This is a genomic window from Brevibacillus sp. SIMBA_040, assembly GCF_046535075.1.
In the GTDB taxonomy this organism is placed as follows: domain Bacteria; phylum Bacillota; class Bacilli; order Brevibacillales; family Brevibacillaceae; genus Brevibacillus.
On sequence record NZ_JAWRXI010000004.1, the window covers coordinates 114,965 to 130,083 of the forward strand.

General features: G+C 47.9%; 15 protein-coding genes. 3 read left to right on the plus strand and 12 right to left on the minus strand.

Annotated elements, in window-relative coordinates; all coding sequences use genetic code 11:
* Positions 1–85: 85 nt before the first annotated feature.
* A complete protein-coding gene (locus SB752_RS08480) occupies positions 86–1,960 on the minus strand; it encodes a bifunctional metallophosphatase/5'-nucleotidase (RefSeq protein WP_410715237.1) in 1,875 nt (624 codons plus the stop codon).
* 88 nt (positions 1,961–2,048) lie between these two features.
* Complete coding sequence (locus SB752_RS08485) at positions 2,049–2,843, minus strand: alpha/beta fold hydrolase (protein ID WP_410715238.1); 795 nt, start codon at positions 2,841–2,843, stop codon at positions 2,049–2,051.
* A 113-nt stretch (positions 2,844–2,956) separates the two neighbouring features.
* On the opposite strand from SB752_RS08485, the gene SB752_RS08490 reads away from it, so the two are divergent.
* Positions 2,957–3,268, plus strand: coding sequence for a hypothetical protein (locus SB752_RS08490; RefSeq protein WP_410715239.1), 312 nt, complete (start codon positions 2,957–2,959; stop codon positions 3,266–3,268).
* Here the strand turns inward: SB752_RS08490 and SB752_RS08495 are convergent.
* The 4 genes from SB752_RS08495 to SB752_RS08510 all read right to left on the minus strand — a co-directional run bounded on the left by SB752_RS08495 (position 3,261) and on the right by SB752_RS08510 (position 6,794).
* Positions 3,261–4,073, minus strand: a complete 813-nt coding sequence (locus tag SB752_RS08495; protein WP_410715240.1) for a HipA family kinase — start codon at positions 4,071–4,073, stop codon at positions 3,261–3,263. The genes SB752_RS08490 and SB752_RS08495 overlap by 8 nt on opposite strands.
* A gap of 119 nt (positions 4,074–4,192) precedes the next feature.
* A complete protein-coding gene (locus tag SB752_RS08500; protein ID WP_410715241.1) occupies positions 4,193–4,666 on the minus strand; it encodes a GyrI-like domain-containing protein in 474 nt (157 codons plus the stop codon).
* A gap of 102 nt (positions 4,667–4,768) precedes the next feature.
* Positions 4,769–6,106, minus strand: a complete 1,338-nt coding sequence (locus SB752_RS08505) for a sensor histidine kinase (RefSeq protein WP_410715242.1) — start codon at positions 6,104–6,106, stop codon at positions 4,769–4,771.
* A 1-nt stretch (position 6,107) separates the two neighbouring features.
* Complete coding sequence (locus tag SB752_RS08510) at positions 6,108–6,794, minus strand: response regulator transcription factor (protein ID WP_410715243.1); 687 nt, start codon at positions 6,792–6,794, stop codon at positions 6,108–6,110.
* Positions 6,795–7,003: 209 nt separating this feature from the next.
* Between SB752_RS08510 and SB752_RS08515 the strand changes: the two genes are divergently transcribed.
* Positions 7,004–8,050, plus strand: a complete 1,047-nt coding sequence (locus SB752_RS08515) for a DJ-1/PfpI family protein (protein WP_410715244.1) — start codon at positions 7,004–7,006, stop codon at positions 8,048–8,050.
* A 73-nt stretch (positions 8,051–8,123) separates the two neighbouring features.
* Positions 8,124–8,708, plus strand: coding sequence for a DUF2306 domain-containing protein (locus SB752_RS08520; RefSeq protein ID WP_410715454.1), 585 nt, complete (start codon positions 8,124–8,126; stop codon positions 8,706–8,708).
* A gap of 66 nt (positions 8,709–8,774) precedes the next feature.
* Here the strand turns inward: SB752_RS08520 and hemL are convergent, their stop codons facing one another.
* The 6 genes from hemL to hemA form a co-directional block, all read right to left on the minus strand.
* A complete protein-coding gene (hemL, locus tag SB752_RS08525; protein ID WP_410715245.1) occupies positions 8,775–10,058 on the minus strand; it encodes a glutamate-1-semialdehyde 2,1-aminomutase in 1,284 nt (427 codons plus the stop codon).
* A gap of 3 nt (positions 10,059–10,061) precedes the next feature.
* A complete protein-coding gene (gene hemB, locus SB752_RS08530) occupies positions 10,062–11,039 on the minus strand; it encodes a porphobilinogen synthase (protein ID WP_410715246.1) in 978 nt (325 codons plus the stop codon).
* On the minus strand, positions 11,023–11,835 hold the full coding sequence (locus SB752_RS08535) for a uroporphyrinogen-III synthase (protein WP_410715247.1): 813 nt from the start codon (positions 11,833–11,835) through the stop codon (positions 11,023–11,025). The genes hemB and SB752_RS08535 overlap by 17 nt, the downstream gene beginning before the upstream one ends.
* On the minus strand, positions 11,832–12,761 hold the full coding sequence (gene hemC, locus SB752_RS08540) for a hydroxymethylbilane synthase (RefSeq protein ID WP_410715248.1): 930 nt from the start codon (positions 12,759–12,761) through the stop codon (positions 11,832–11,834). The genes SB752_RS08535 and hemC overlap by 4 nt, the downstream gene beginning before the upstream one ends.
* Positions 12,762–12,782: 21 nt before the next feature.
* A complete protein-coding gene (locus tag SB752_RS08545) occupies positions 12,783–13,601 on the minus strand; it encodes a cytochrome C assembly family protein (RefSeq protein ID WP_103108233.1) in 819 nt (272 codons plus the stop codon).
* A gap of 61 nt (positions 13,602–13,662) precedes the next feature.
* The gene (hemA, locus tag SB752_RS08550; protein WP_410715249.1) at positions 13,663–15,024 is read right to left on the minus strand and encodes a glutamyl-tRNA reductase; all 1,362 of its coding nucleotides are present in this window, start codon (positions 15,022–15,024) and stop codon (positions 13,663–13,665) included.
* Positions 15,025–15,119: the final 95 nt, after the last annotated feature.

The window sequence follows — 15,119 nt, forward strand, 5'->3', positions numbered from 1 at the left end:
ACAGCTACTGTATATTGCAAGGTACTTTAAGAAATGAAAGGACAGGAGCCGGATCTGACACGCCCCTGTCCTTTAAGTGCAATTCCTATTTTACTTCTACGATGCGGCCCTCTACTTTTGGATTTACTACCTTGCGCTTGATCAGGCCTTCCTCGACAATACTGTACATGGACAAGCCAGTGTTGAAGAATGGTTTTTTGAAGGATTCATAACCGTCTCCACCTGCAGCCAGGAAGTCGATCGTTGCCACTTTGTATTTTTTGGTCAAATCAAGTGACTGCCCGCCTACTTTTACTTCCAGTACGCGCTCACCTACTGGTTTCGAAGCGTTGTACGTAAAGCTCATGCCGCTGATTTGCGGGAAGCGACCAGCACCTGTTCCCACTTGGCTCACACCGTTTTCGAGTGCTTGCTTCAGCTCTTCACCGGTTACTTCTACTACGGAAAGTGTATTGTTTTCAAAAGGCAGCAAGGTGTACAGGTTTTTCTTCGTGATATCGCCTGCTTCCAGCTGTGTGCGGATTCCGCCACCGTTTGCCAGTGCTACATCAGCTTCATAGCCTTTGATGGACTGAGTGCGCTCAAGCATGATGTCAGTAATCAGGTTACCAATGTTTGTTTCTTTCGCACGAACCAGTGTACGATCACCATCAAGTGGAACCTCAGACTTTGCGATGACGACGTTCATCACAGAGTCGATCTGCTTCACGATCTCTTGAACCATTTTGTCTACGTCTGGATCAGCCACAACGTTTTCGTCGTACTCTTTCAGACCGCCGCTGAATGCAACCAGCTCTTTGCCGAGGTAGTACAGATCAGCACGTCCCAAAGACTTACCGTACTCCCAGTCTTGAACGATGTAGGTTCCGTTTACCAGCTCAGGTGTTGTCAGTGGAGTATGGGAGTGTCCGCCCACGATCAGATCGATGCCTGGTACGTTTTTCGCAATTTCACGGTCTACGTCAACACCAATGTGGGAAACGACGATCACGTGATCCACTTCTTTTTTCAGCTCAGGAACAACCGTTTTCGCTACTTCAACTGGACTTTTGAAAGTAAGGCCTTTTACGTTGTCAGGGTGAGTCAAAACTGGTGTATCTTCTGCTACGAAGCCAACGAATGCAAACTTTTTGCCGCCAATTTCAGCTTTGAAGGTAGGTACCAGCAGTTCTTTGCCATCCGCTTTGAATACGTTAGCAGAAATCACTGGATGCTTCAGCATGTCGCGCAGCTTGAGCAGCTGCTCGAAGCCGAAATCGAACTCATGGTTTCCAGCTGCCATTACGTTGTAGTTCAGGCTATTGAGGATCGGTACAACAGATTCACCCTTGAATTGGTTTACGAACACAGTTCCTTGGAAAGTGTCACCTGCATCCAGTAAGAGGAAATTGTCGTTCTCAGCACGCCATTCCTTGAGCAAGGTAGCAATTTTCGCAAAGCCGAATTCTTTTTGGCCTTTATCTTCTTGGATATGTCCATGTGTATCGTTTGTATGAGCAATCGTTACATGTGTAGTCGCAGCATCGCCCAATGCCTGAAAGAACTCCCCGCGGGTTACGGTTGCTTTGTTTTCCAAAGCAAGCTTGTAGCCCAGCTTCGCAGCCATTTGCGTCAATTTTGCAGAGGATACTGCTTGTGTAGGATTTTTATAATCGTCTTGAGTCAGAACCCCTTGGGATTTTGCCCAATCAAAATAAGGAGTCGACCAGTGTGCACCAGCTGCTGCAGCGCCGACTTTCGCATCTTTCAATTTAGAGAATACAACTGCAACCTCAGCCAGGTTTACTGAGCGATCCAATGCCAGATCACCGTTTTGACCAGCAGAAATAATGGATTTTTTTACCATCCAGTCAGCGTGGTTTACTGGGTGAAGCGGTGCAGCAAATGCAGAGCCTGCCATCAGGGAGGCAAAGACAACCGATGCAAACGCCGTCATCGTAATGCGACGAGCCTTTTTCATATAGAATTTCCCCTCTCTATTATGTAAAAATTGATAGAATACCTCGTCTATTATAGCAAATATTTCTAGGACTATGGTGTGGTTTTCATTAACTCTTCGTCAAAAAAGCACGGATCGCTGCCGCCAATTCCTGCGGTGCCTCCAGCATCCCCATATGTCCTACGTCAGGCAGCAGCACCTGTCGGGTGTTATCGCCTTCCACGGTAAATGTCTTTTCCGCCGGAATGACCTGATCCTCCGTACCTGCGACCAATAGCACAGGAAGGCTGGTCTCTCTGAGGACATGTGTACGATCTGCACGATCACGCATCCCTCGCAGAGTATTGATGGCACCAATCGGGATAGTGGAAAGACCAATTTCCTTCGCCAGTTGTACTTCATCTGGCATAGTTGCTACATGGCCTTTGGCAAATAACTTGGGTACCAACGCTTTAATAAACGGCTCGATTCCGTTTTCGCGAATACTGGTCGCACCTTTGTCACGATTGGCCTTGGCTTCCTCGTCATCAGGATACGCTGTCGAGTGAATCAAGCCGAAGCCCGCCAGCTTGTCCGCATAGTTTTCTGCAAAGGCTAGCGTCACGTAACCTCCGAGAGAATGACCGAACAAATGGATCCGTGACAGACCAAGCTCATCAATGAATTGCGCCAGGTCTTCGGCAAAACGCTCCATCGTATATGGCTCATCAGGGGCAAAGCTCGCTCCATGTCCACGCAAGTCCACTGCAATCACGTGATTCGTCTCGGAAAGCATCGGGATTACTTTTTTCCAATACCCGGAGCTGCCACAAAAGCCATGCAGCAAAATAACAACCTCGCCTTTTGAGCCTTCCTCCACATAGGCAATTTTCTGTCCATTCTTGAGTTCCGCGAATTTCATCATCTGTCCATCTTCCTTTCTTGGTCTTTGTTCAAAATGGTGCCCTCTGATGCCAGCCATTAAACCTGTCTGTTTGCCTGGCCCCAAGCTTGTCTAAAAACAGGATACTGGCATGATTGGAAAATCTGCAAGCATCGGAAGGCTTACATTTTCTTCGTAAAAATGGTGCTTTACATGGCTGCTGTAAAGGAAGTAAGACAGGCAGTCGTAAGAGAAATCCCTACAGGCTTATACTAGCCTCAGAAGAACTGCTCGCAGCGCGACTGCTTTCCTGCGAACATCATGTATGGCTGGCGATTGATCTTTCAGTAAGCGAGTCTCTCGAAGCTCCCACAGGCACCACGACAGCGATCGAAGTGTTTCTTTGTAAAGAGCTGCATCTCAAACAAAAAGACGCGGCCTCCTCCTTTATCACACTTCTTACCTGAATTTCTTGGAGATTCGCTTCACAATTTTCTTAATTTGCTTCTTGCGGTGAATCAATACCTTTGTAATAAATCTCCTTTCCGACTTCCTCAGACAGCCCTTTGGTACTTTCCTCACCGCTTTTCGAATGACTGAATTCGACAGCCGCTTTATTTTTTTGACCATCTTGTTTAAAGATTTTCGATTGTCGAGTGTGAAGCGCTTGAGTCCCTTGGGAATCCGTTGCTTCTTCTTACTGCCAGAGTGCATCGTAAACTTGTAAGCTCTCTTTTTCCGGAATTTTCTTTTGGCCCTTCGCAGGCTCCACCTGCTAGGCTTTCCAAACACTGCGATCCCATGGTCAATGAGATACCATTTGTAACGCTTGGCTTTTCTTTTGCGGTATAAGATCAAATTGCGATTGTTTCGGTCGGGGTTCATAATCCATGCGTCAAAGGCGACGATTCTTGCCAGCAAATCTGCTTTTTTCACTTTTTTATGTGGCTTGCGGTATACTCTCTTTTTCGCCTTTTTCCACGGGATTACCTTGTTTGCACTGGCTTTTTGCGACAGCAGTCCTTTTCGTCGAATTCTTCTAGGTCCTCTAACCGTTACTTGTTTTACCTTTGCCGCGGGAAGTCCGACGCTTTTCGCAAGGGCTGCCGCTATAAACTCATTCGCAACGAGGATACGGTGCTCCCTACGCTGCTTCTTTTGAGCAGGGAACTTAAAGAATCCTTTTTTTCCGTTGCGCTTGATGACGAGCCAAATAATGCGACCATATCGTTTGCGAAAAAGCTTGCGATATCTCCATCGCCTTCTGCCCACCCTTGTCCATCTCCTCCCTTGTTTTTATATAGTATATGGAGAGGGGGGAAAAGGGTGAGAACCAGCGAAAAGAGCACCTCTTTTTCTAATAAAAGAGGTGCTTATCACGTAGACGACTATCAGAGTGGAATAAAGATTTCATAAGCATTTTCAGCGCGAGTCGCTGCATGAACAGTCGGTACGTAGCGTTCGTCGTAGCGTTCCAATCGCACATTCTTCTCATTTGGTTGATGACCGTTTTCACTCAGCCATGAAAATAGATTTTGATAAGTTGCTTGCACCTGCTCCATCGGTCCTGTGTGAGTAAAACGAGCGTACGTTCTTTCCGGGACAGTAAAACCGACCATGCCCAAAGGAATGTGCTCAAACCTCTCCACCTCGACTACGAGGTACTCGGTATACATGCGATGGGCATGATTTTCGTCACTGATGTCATAGCGTATGTTTGGTTGGATCACGTGAGGAATTTCTTCCTGACGCTGCAAAAACGTTTTCCATTGTTTCGGCATGAATTCTACGAGCATCGGAAAAGTGCCTGAAAAACTGAGACCGATAAAATGCTTTTGCGGAACTGTTACAATCGTCCCTTCCATTTTCGCTCACCCCAATTTAGAGATAGTGCTTGTCCGAAATATATCTAATGAAGCAACTTGGTATTTATATCCAATTGTCAAGGAAATCTATAAATTGGTCAACTACAAAATGATCGAGGCGGCTGCTGGTATCCAACCTGCGAGAAGTGCTCCCCCATCGGGATGATTGCTTACGCACAGTTCACCTCCATGTTGCCTAACAATTCTTTGTGAAATGGTTAACCCTAGGCCGCTGCCACCGGTTGAACGATTTCTGGATACTTCACCACGATATAGGGGTTCAAAAGCCCGGTTCAACTCTTCCGCAGAGAAGCCCGGCCCTGTATCACGTATCGAAAGCTTTACTTTATTCCCATCCGTAAAGCAGTGAACAACAATCTCACCATCTGAGGGAGTGTGTCTGACGGCATTCTCCAAAAGATTGTTCATGGCACGTTCCAATAAGTGCGTGTCTCCCTTGATCATGCATGAACCTGTGAACTTAGTTGAGATAGAGATCTGTTTTTGTCGAGCCAGCGGACTTAGACTATCAATAGAATTACAGAGGATGAAGGTAAGATCAACAGGCTTGTTGTTACGTTTTGTCTCTACATATTCCATCTTTGTATAGGTGAGAAGATCCTCAACCAATCGATCCAATTGTGCCGATTTATCCCTACAAACCGCCAAATATTTCGTTATTTTCTCCGGTGATTGAGCAATTCCTTGTTCCAACCCATCCAAGTAGCCTCGTAGTGCAAACAACGGGGTCCGTAGATCATGCGCGACAGCAGCAATTACGAATCGGCGTTCTTCTTCCAGCTCCACTTGTCTCAGATGAGATTGTTGAAGCCCTTTTACCATTACGTCAAATCCATCTCGTACTTCAGCGATTTCCGTGATCCCAGACATAGGTAACTTCACATCCCAATCCCCTGTTGCTATCTGTCTAGCTGCAATGCTCATCTTTTCCAGGGGACGCAAAAGAAGCCTGCGCATTACGACACCGATTATAATAAATGCGAGAATCAGTCCAGAAACCATCGAAATGATTTGGACAATATTTGACTTCGGCAAAGAAATGATAACCCTTCCTACTAAACGACCGTCTTCTATGACTGAAAATTTTTCAGTCGACGACAAAGCGCTGCGACGCCCCGGGTCAGAGCGATAAATTTCTCGATCTGAGGCTGATAAAATAACCACATCCAGCTTCGTTTTCTGCAAGAGGCTATCCAATTCATTATGCCAATTTGGGTCCATCCATTTGCCTGTGCTGGTTTCGATCAAGTGAATCGTCTCAGCCAAATTTCTTTGCAGCGTCTCATTTTGCTTCTGACTTTTTGATAAGCTAAACGTTTGGTTTTCCATAAAGTGAGCCGTAACGTAGAAGATCCATGGCAATGAAAGTAGGAAGAAGAAGCAAAGCAAAGTAAATGTCCGAATGCGAATCGTCCTCATCTTATCCTCCCTCGAAGCGATACCCTACTCCCCATACGTTGAGCAGAAACTGCGGATGGTTCGGATCGGATTCGATTTTCTCGCGAAGCCTGCTGAGGTGGACGCGAATCGTATGCTTATCGCCCACGCCATCCCAAAATTTCTCAAGTAATTGCTCATAGGAAAAAACATGTCTGGGGTGCTCTGCTAACAATCGCAGCAATTCATATTCTTTCGGTGTGAGTACTACGTTTTTCCCTTCCACGATCACTTCTCTCGTCGACAAGTTAATTTTAATACGACCATAATCCATGATTCTTCTATCTATTTGCTGCTCAGTACCGAAACGCCGCAATACAGCTTTTACCCGAGCAACAATCTCTCCCGGCGAAGCAGTCTTGACTATATAGTCATCTCCTCCGAGCGTCAGCCCCCTGATCTTGTCCACATCATCGCTGCGGGCACTCAAGAAAAGTATCGGAACGTTGCTTTCCTTCCGAATTTGGCGACATAGTTCAAATCCATTTTGTCCAGGCATCATGACATCAAGAACGATGCAATGAATAGCGCTTTGTTGGAACAAGGCCCAGGCGTAAGCGGCATCACAAGCAGTTAATACCTGAAAATTTTCGTTTTCCAAAAAGTCCCGCAATAGTTCAACAATACTGTGGTCATCGTCCACAACGAGTATCGTATGAATTGCACTCATAAATATCCCACCTTCACAGCCTAGTTTACCATTTTTCCACTACTCTCAAATAAAGCTCTCCGTATTGTGATGGTTTGTTTATTGTTTTGTGACTATTTGACACCCTCCTTTGAGATATTCGCTTGTTATGATGCTATTGTGAACGCGGATAACAAGGCCCGCCATAAACAGCACGTTCAGCCAAGCTACTGGTGAAGGAGGAAATTGTCATGTTATCAGTCCAAGTCGTACTTTTTGACAGCTTCGACCTGCTGGATGCCGTCGCACCTTATGAGGTTTTTTGTGCAGCTGCGATGCAGGCTCCAGGGTCTATACGAGTAGAATTCGTCACAGCCGAAGGACCACGGTCTGTGATGAGCGGTATCAATGGGGTAAAAATGGAGGCAACCGGCAGACTGAATCCAGAGAGCGCGAGCATCATTCTCATACCTGGAGCGTCCGGTGACGTTGAAGGAGATGGCCCCGATTCCATCCCCGCTATTTTGAGTCGCGCCCTGAAAACAGAAGTAACGGGTCTGATTGGACGAGCACTCGAAAGAAATGACACGATCGTCGCCACGGTATGTGGTGGTTCTCTGTTGCTAGCCATGGGTGGTCTTTTGGAAGGCAGACCAGCGGTAACGAACCATCTGGGCATGGGTTTACTTGGCGCAACCGGGGCAATTCCCATCTCAGCTCGTGTCGTTGATGACGGTAATTTGGTTACAGGTGGCGGCGTAACTTCGGGACTCGATGTAGCATTGTACCTGGTGGAACGTGAGCTAGGGCCACGTCTCGCTGTCGCAGTGGAACAGCTGTTTGAATTTGAACGAAGGGGAACGGTTTGGAGAGAGACAGGAATGGCACCTGTCACCGATCAAGCATTGAAAAGCGACGAACCGAACGTCCTTGTAGACTCAGAAAAAATGACTTACGACACCCTAGATTACGAAATCACGCAGGCATCCGTCTACGAAGGCGATTGGGATACTTCGATCGCTACACCAGTTGGCAATCTGAAGGTCAAGCTCTCGATATCGACAAGTAACGGTCTGATTCAAGGGACAGCAACTCAGGGAGATGAAACGGTTTCGTTTTTGAATCCTTTGCTTCAAGACAACAAGCTTAGCTGGTCTCTTCAAATTTCGAAACCAATTCGCTTGCAGCTACATTTCGAAGTGACAGCCAGAGGCGACCACATGACTGGAATTGCCAGGGCAGGCATTCTTCCAGCATCCAAACTAGCGGGAAAAAGGGTTTTCTCATCCGGAATTTGACTATTGGGGATTACAGAGGTGTCCGATCGTGATTAAGAAGAAATGGTTTTTCGGCATATTGACCTGTGTCACTATGCTTTTCATCCTGTACGCATTGGTGAAAAATTTTATGCTCGATCCCGGCGCGACGGAATTTTTAAGTCATAAAACAGAAGTCAAGCGAGAGCTGAATCTCCCCGTCTGGTTGAATGTCATGTATGTTCATGTTGCATTTGCATGCATCGCCATGGCATCGGGTCTGCTCAACTTTTCCACTCGTATTTTTGAAAATAACCGTACATTTCATCGTATAAACGGCTACCTATATTTCGTGTCTGTACTTGTTGTCGTGGTCACTTCCGGATATATGGCTCCTTACTCCACCGGAGGAAAAATTAGCAGTATGGGGTTCAATGCGCTCAATATTGTTTGGCCGGCATTTACCATTACCGCGCTGGTTCAAATCAAAAAGAAACGAGTGACTTCCCACCGCAACTGGATGATTCGAAGCTACGCCTTTTGTTTTACAAACCTGTTTATTCATCTCATCACTGCTCTTTTTCATCAGGGATTCGGTCTCGTTTACGCTACCAGCTATACCATTGGCATTTACGGCTCTTTCGTCCTACTGCTCGTCATTCCTGACGTCATCATCAGAGCAAACGGTCATTCTAAATAGGCAGTCATACAGCCAAATAAGCAAAAACACCTCCTGAATCAAGTTCCAGGAGGTGTTCGTCTTCTATTACAGCTTTTTCATCGCGTTGTAGCTTGCTTCAATCGTCCGCTCGATGTCTTCCTCTGTGTGCGCCAGGGAAACAAACATGCCTTCAAACTGAGATGGCGGAATCATGATGCCTTCGTCCAGCAAATGGCTGAAGTACGCGGAAAAGCGCTCTAAATCAGCTGATTTTGCTGTTTCGTAGTTGATGACCGGTGTATCTGTGAAGAACAGACAAACCATGGAGCCAATACGGTTCAAGGTGTGCGGGATTCCGAGCTTGCTTGCATTATCAGCTAAGCCTTCTCCGAGTCTTGCCGACAGCCTTTCCAGCTGTTCGTATGCACCTGGCTTGCTGAGCTCTTGCAGCGTAGTCAAACCAGCAGCCATTGCCAGCGGGTTGCCTGATAGTGTTCCTGCCTGGTAGATCGGACCAGCCGGAGCGATTTGCTGCATGATTTCCCGTTTGCCGCCGTATGCGCCTACAGGCAAGCCGCCACCGATGACTTTACCCATCGTTGTCAAATCAGGTGTGATGCCAAACAGCTGTTGTGCCCCGCCCAAAGCCACACGGAAGCCTGTCATGACCTCGTCAAAAATGAGCAATGCTCCGTACTGCTCAGTGATTGCTCGCAAGCCTTCCAGGAAGCCTGGCTGTGGAGGGACAACCCCCATATTGCCACCGATTGGCTCTACAATCACTGCTGCCAGATCGTCGCCGTAGCTTTCAAAGGCGAGCTTTACGCTCTCCAGATCGTTGTATGGAACAGTAATTGTATTCAGTGCAGTTCCCTCTGGTACGCCGGGGCTATCCGGCAGACCCAGTGTCGCTACGCCAGATCCTGCCTTAATCAAAAGACTGTCTGCATGTCCGTGGTAGCATCCTTCGAATTTCATGATTTTATTGCGCTTCGTGTAGCCACGAGCCAAGCGCAGTGCGCTCATGGTCGCTTCGGTTCCCGAGTTGACCATCCGCACCACTTCAACAGATGGCACGATCTCACAGACGAGCTTTGCCATTTCTGTTTCCCGGTAAGTAGGAGCACCGAAGCTCGTACCGAGTGCAGCCACTTCCGTGATGGCAGCCAGCACCTTCGGATGGGCATGACCGAGGATCAACGGACCCCAGGAGCCGATGTAATCGATGTAGCTGTTTCCATCCACATCGAAAATGCGAGAGCCTTCCCCTTTGGAAATATAAACAGGGTTGCCGCCTACACTTTTGAATGCACGAACCGGACTGTTTACACCACCAGGTATATACTCTTGTGCTTCTGCAAAATATTGAGTGGATTTTTCTCGATTCATCTTCTACTCACCTCGCAGCCATTTTGCAACATCTTTGGCATGATACGTAATGATCAAATCGGCACCTGCACGCTTGAACCCAACTAATGTTTCCATCACGATGCGCTGTTCATCGATCCAGCCATTTTGTGCCGCTGCCTTCACCATGGAATACTCTGCGCTAACATTGTACGCCACGATCGGCAGGTTAAAGCTTTCACGCAGACGCAGAACCATATCCATGAAAGCAAGACCTGGCTTCACGATCAAAAAGTCTGCGCCCTCTTTTACATCCGAAGCGGCTTCGCGCAGTCCTTCACGCGCATTGGCAGCATCCATTTGGTAGCTTTTGCGATCGCCAAACTGTGGAGTGGAGCACGCAGCTTCACGGAATGGGCCGTAGAAGGAAGACGCGTACTTCACTGCATAAGACATGATCGGAATATGCTGATATCCCGCTTCATCCAGTGCTTCACGAATCGCAATGACAAACCCGTCCATCATATTGGAAGGCGCGATAATATCTGCCCCTGCTTTTGCTTGGGAAACCGCGGTCATGCCGAGTAGCTTCAATGTCTCGTCATTATTCACATTGTTTCCGTGCAAAACCCCGCAATGCCCATGATCCGTGTATTCACACAGACAAGTATCAGCGATTACGATCATTTCCGGGTAAGCTTCCTTGATCTGGCGAATCGCCTGCTGTGTAATCGCATCGTCGTTGTAGGCTTCTGATCCGCAAGCATCCTTGTGATCCGGAATTCCAAACATCAGCACAGACTGGATTCCTGCCTCTGCGATTTCTTTCATCTCTTCAGCTAAGCGGTCCAGTGAAAACTGATATACACCTGGCATTGAAGAAATTTCATTCTTGATGTCAGTTCCTTCTACTACGAACAACGGATAAATCAGATCTTCCATGCGAATATGATTTTCCCGAACGAGGTTGCGCATTGCCGCACTGGAACGCAGGCGGCGATGACGATCAAATGTTTGTGCCATATGGGTTCCCTCCCAGATTCTCTATCAAAGCCTCTAGTAAACCTTCTACGGTGTACTCGCTCGCCACCACCTGAACGACTAGTCCATGTTGTCGCGCTGTTTCTGCTGTTATCGGCCCGATGCAAGCAATCCGTACCTGGTCCAGCCAGCCCGGAGTCTGGAACGGAGCCATGGCAGAAACAAAGTGATTCACCGTTGAAGAGCTTGTAAACAAAATAACATCGATCTTGCCCTGCTGGATTTGCGAAGCTGCTTCTGGAGCCAGCTCAGCGTCAATGATGGTTTGATAAACATCTACCTCCGTGACGTCCATCCCAAGCTGTGCAAGCTCTCTTGGCAGCATCTTGCGTGCAATATCTGCTCGCGGCAGAAGTACCCGCTGCCTTGGAAGAAGCTGATCATGCAGACTGGTGAAGAGCCCTTCAGCTACGTAATCCGATGGGATGACTGCTACGCTCAGTCCATATGCGATCAGTACCTCCGCTGTCTTAGGACCCACTGCAGCAAGCTGACTTGTGATTGCGTCTACGCCAACACCCAATGCCTTCATGCGCTCGAAAAAGAAGCGCACACCATTCACACTGGTGAAAATCAGCCAGTCGTAAGTGCCAAGCTGCGCAATTGCTTCATCCAGCTTGCTGTAATCGACAGGCGGCACCATTTTTAAAAGGGGGAAGGCATACGCCTCTCCACCCAAATACTCGATTTGCTCTACCAGCCCCCGCACCTGGCTTTTTGCTCGCGTCACCATAATGCGCTTGCCGGATAATGCCCCGCGGGACCCAGTGATTGTCATTGCTGATTGTCCCGCAGTACTTGCTCCAGAACTTCCCCTGCACCTTGTGCGAGCAGTGCTTCGGCTACCTGAATACCAAGTGCCAGCGGATCGTGGCCAGTAGCTGTATTTTTAAACATCTGCATGCCATCAGGCGAACCAACCATGCCCGTCAAAGTAATCAGATTGTCTTCTGCCACCGTGGCATAGGCACCAATCGGTACCTGACAGCCGCCCTGGAGCTTGTGCAGGAAGCTGCGTTCTGCTGTTACCGCTCTGCGGGTCGGCTCATGGTCAAGACGATTCAAAAGAGCCAACGTCTCTTCATCATCTGAGCGACATTCGATCGCGAGCGCACCTTGACCTACAGCAGGCAAGCTGATCTCTACCGGCAAAAATTGCGAGATCTTTCCTTCGAAATTCACACGCTCAAGTCCAGCTGCAGCCAGGATGATCGCATCGAAATTGCCTTCTTGCAGTTTACGCATGCGTGTATCGATATTTCCTCGCAGAGATTCGATTTGAATGTCCGGGCGATGCGCCAAAATCTGTGCGGAGCGACGCAGGCTGCTTGTGCCCACGAGTGCTCCCTTCGGTAATTCATCCAGCGTTTTGCCGTCCTTGGACAGCAGTACATCACGTGGATCTACACGCTTTGGAATCGCCCCGATGACCAAGCCTTCCGGCAGCTCTGATGGCATGTCCTTACAGCTGTGAACGGCAAAATCTGTCTCCTTGTCAAAAAGAGATTGCTCGATTTCTTTTACGAACAGCCCTTTTCCACCTACCTTGGACAACGTTACATCCAGGATGCGGTCTCCTTTTGTCACGATTTCATGCAATTCAAAATTAGCCTCAGGCACAATGCCTTTCAGTTGATCGACGACCCAATTTGTCTGGGTAAGCGCCAGATTGCTGCGGCGTGTTCCTACTTTCCAGTTTCCCATGACAGCCTCCTCAAACAGCGGTTACCACCAGCTGTGAAATGTATAAGTATTTGCGCCCAAAAAGTTAATGAGCAGAAGTAAAAACGCCAGTAGGTTCCATTGTGCCAGCCTACGCCTTTGCATCGTATCCCGGTACCTTTGATACAGCCACAAGGAGTAGCTGGCGAGCACTGTGACCGAAAGAACGACTTTGGTATCGAGCAGGAATTTTTCGGGTAACACCATTTTTCCCCAAATAATCCCCAAAACGATGGAGAGCAGTAGCATCGGCACCCCCAGCATGTTCATGCGATACGCGTAGCCTTCCAGCTGATCGAGACTGGGTAAGCGGCGCAATAGCGGCGACCAGCGCCGTTCCTTCAGCATCTTGTGCTGCAGCAGATACATCGACGAAAAAATCATTGAGAGTGAAAACGCCCCGTAGCTGAACATCGCGAGCGTTACATGCGTCAATAGCAGCTCTGAGGTAAGCACACTGGATACGGCTACAATCGGTGTCTCTGGCATAAACATAGACATAACCAGCACAACAAACCCGATAATATTTGTAAAAAATACCAGCAAATCTATTCGAAAAAAATAGTGAATAGCAAGCGACAGGCTCACTAACACCCAGGAATAAAAAAAGAGCGTCTCAAAAAGGGTAATGACAGGAAAATAGGCTTTCATGACAGTTTGTGAGACGAAAAAAGTGGTTTGCAAGGCCCAAACGACAACAAGCAACCCGAAAGCCAGACGATTGACTTTCTGGTTGCTCTGCAAGAAGTCGTTAAAATAGAAGAGAACACTTGCAGCGTAGAGAAAGATCGTCAGGTCGTAGATCCATCTCACCTCGGCCATGCATTCTCCCCTCTTTCTCTATCGATATCTATTCGTCGCAAATATGAATGATATGAATGGCTTACTCTCTGATTCTTGATACCAGTGTTTGCTCACGAGTGGACAGCTGTTTTTTTTTGTCATCTGCCCAGATCGCTTCCTGCTCTGTGCGTTCCAGAATTTCTTCCAGCGCAAACATTTTGGAGAAAACGTCGAGTACCTCTTCCCCGTGCTTGGTTGCCGCCATTTCCTTCAGACGAACGACAGGATCATGCATCAGTTGATTCACAATTCCTTTGGTTGTCTTCCGGATAATATGAATTTCTCTTTCGGACAGATTTGGTAGCTTGTTTTCGATCTTCCGCATGGCTTCCCCTTGAATGGTCAGCGCTTTTTCACGCAAGGCAGCGATCAACGGCGCTACTCCCAATGTTTGGTACCATGTCGTGAAAGCTACGATCTCTTCTGCAATCATGACATCCAGTCTTTCTGCTTCACGCGAACGCTCGGCAACGTTGCTGGCAACGATTCCTTCCAGGTCGTCGATATCGTACAAAAAGACGTTATCAAGATCGTGCAGGTCTGGATTCAAGTCTCGCGGCACAGCAATATCTACCATGAACAACGGGCGATGCTTCCGCTGCTTCATGATCGGAGCCAGCTCTTTTTTGCCCAGGACATAGCCGTTTGCCCCAGTGGAGCTGATAACGATGTCTGCCACGAGCAGCGCCTCAGGCAGCTGCTCCATCGTACAGGAGTCTCCTTTGAACTTTTCAGCCAGCAGCTGTGCCCGCTCCAAAGTCCGGTTTGCTACCACCACATGCTCCGAGCCATTTGCGTGCAGATGCTTCGCTGTCAGCTCGCTCATTTTGCCCGCGCCAACGATCAATACAGACTTGCCTGCGAAAGAGCCAAAAATCTTTTTCCCAAGCTCAACTGCCGCATAGCTGACGGAAACGGCGTTTTGTCCGATTGCTGTTTCGGTATGCGCCCGTTTGGCAAATGTAATAGCCTGTTTGAACAGCATATTGAATACGGTACCTGTCGTCTTGTGTTCTTGGGCAAGCAAAAACGCATCACGCACTTGTCCCAGAATCTGCGTCTCTCCCATGACCATTGAATCCAGACCAGACGAAACACGGAACAAATGATCAATCGCCTGATCGTTTTCTTTTATATAGAGATGATCCTTAAATTGCTCTTTCTCCACACCGAACCACTCTGCCAAAAAACGGCGAGTATAGTCGCGACCGACATTAGCCTGATCGCAAACGACATAGATTTCTGTGCGGTTGCACGTTCCAAGAATGATACATTCCGCAATGCTCTTCGTCTGGGAGAGAAGATGAAGAGCGCGGGAGGTCCCATCATCGCTGAATGTAAACTTTTCGCGAATTTCGACAGGTGCCGTTTTGTAGTTAAGGCCCAACAAAAGAATATCCATAACATCCTCCCAGATTGTCTTTCCTGCTATCGCAATATGTAAAATGCACTATCATTATAACATTATGTCCAGAATCAGCCACGAGTAATTGTGAA

Bases quoted from the DNA above. Each gene is read 5' to 3' on its own strand.
- SB752_RS08515 (WP_410715244.1), top strand. From the start codon at position 7,004: ATGTTATCAGTCCAAGTCGTACTTTTTGACAGCTTCGACCTGCTGGAT.
- hemC (WP_410715248.1), bottom strand. From the start codon at position 12,761: ATGGGAAACTGGAAAGTAGGAACACGCCGCAGCAATCTGGCGCTTACC.
- SB752_RS08520 (WP_410715454.1), top strand. From the start codon at position 8,124: ATGCTTTTCATCCTGTACGCATTGGTGAAAAATTTTATGCTCGATCCC.
- SB752_RS08505 (WP_410715242.1), bottom strand. From the start codon at position 6,106: ATGAGGACGATTCGCATTCGGACATTTACTTTGCTTTGCTTCTTCTTC.
- SB752_RS08480 (WP_410715237.1), bottom strand. From the start codon at position 1,960: ATGAAAAAGGCTCGTCGCATTACGATGACGGCGTTTGCATCGGTTGTC.
- hemL (WP_410715245.1), bottom strand. From the start codon at position 10,058: ATGAATCGAGAAAAATCCACTCAATATTTTGCAGAAGCACAAGAGTAT.
- hemA (WP_410715249.1), bottom strand. From the start codon at position 15,024: ATGGATATTCTTTTGTTGGGCCTTAACTACAAAACGGCACCTGTCGAA.
- SB752_RS08485 (WP_410715238.1), bottom strand. From the start codon at position 2,843: ATGATGAAATTCGCGGAACTCAAGAATGGACAGAAAATTGCCTATGTG.
- SB752_RS08510 (WP_410715243.1), bottom strand. From the start codon at position 6,794: ATGAGTGCAATTCATACGATACTCGTTGTGGACGATGACCACAGTATT.
- SB752_RS08500 (WP_410715241.1), bottom strand. From the start codon at position 4,666: ATGGAAGGGACGATTGTAACAGTTCCGCAAAAGCATTTTATCGGTCTC.
- hemB (WP_410715246.1), bottom strand. From the start codon at position 11,039: ATGGCACAAACATTTGATCGTCATCGCCGCCTGCGTTCCAGTGCGGCA.
- SB752_RS08535 (WP_410715247.1), bottom strand. From the start codon at position 11,835: ATGACAATCACTGGGTCCCGCGGGGCATTATCCGGCAAGCGCATTATG.
- SB752_RS08545 (WP_103108233.1), bottom strand. From the start codon at position 13,601: ATGGCCGAGGTGAGATGGATCTACGACCTGACGATCTTTCTCTACGCT.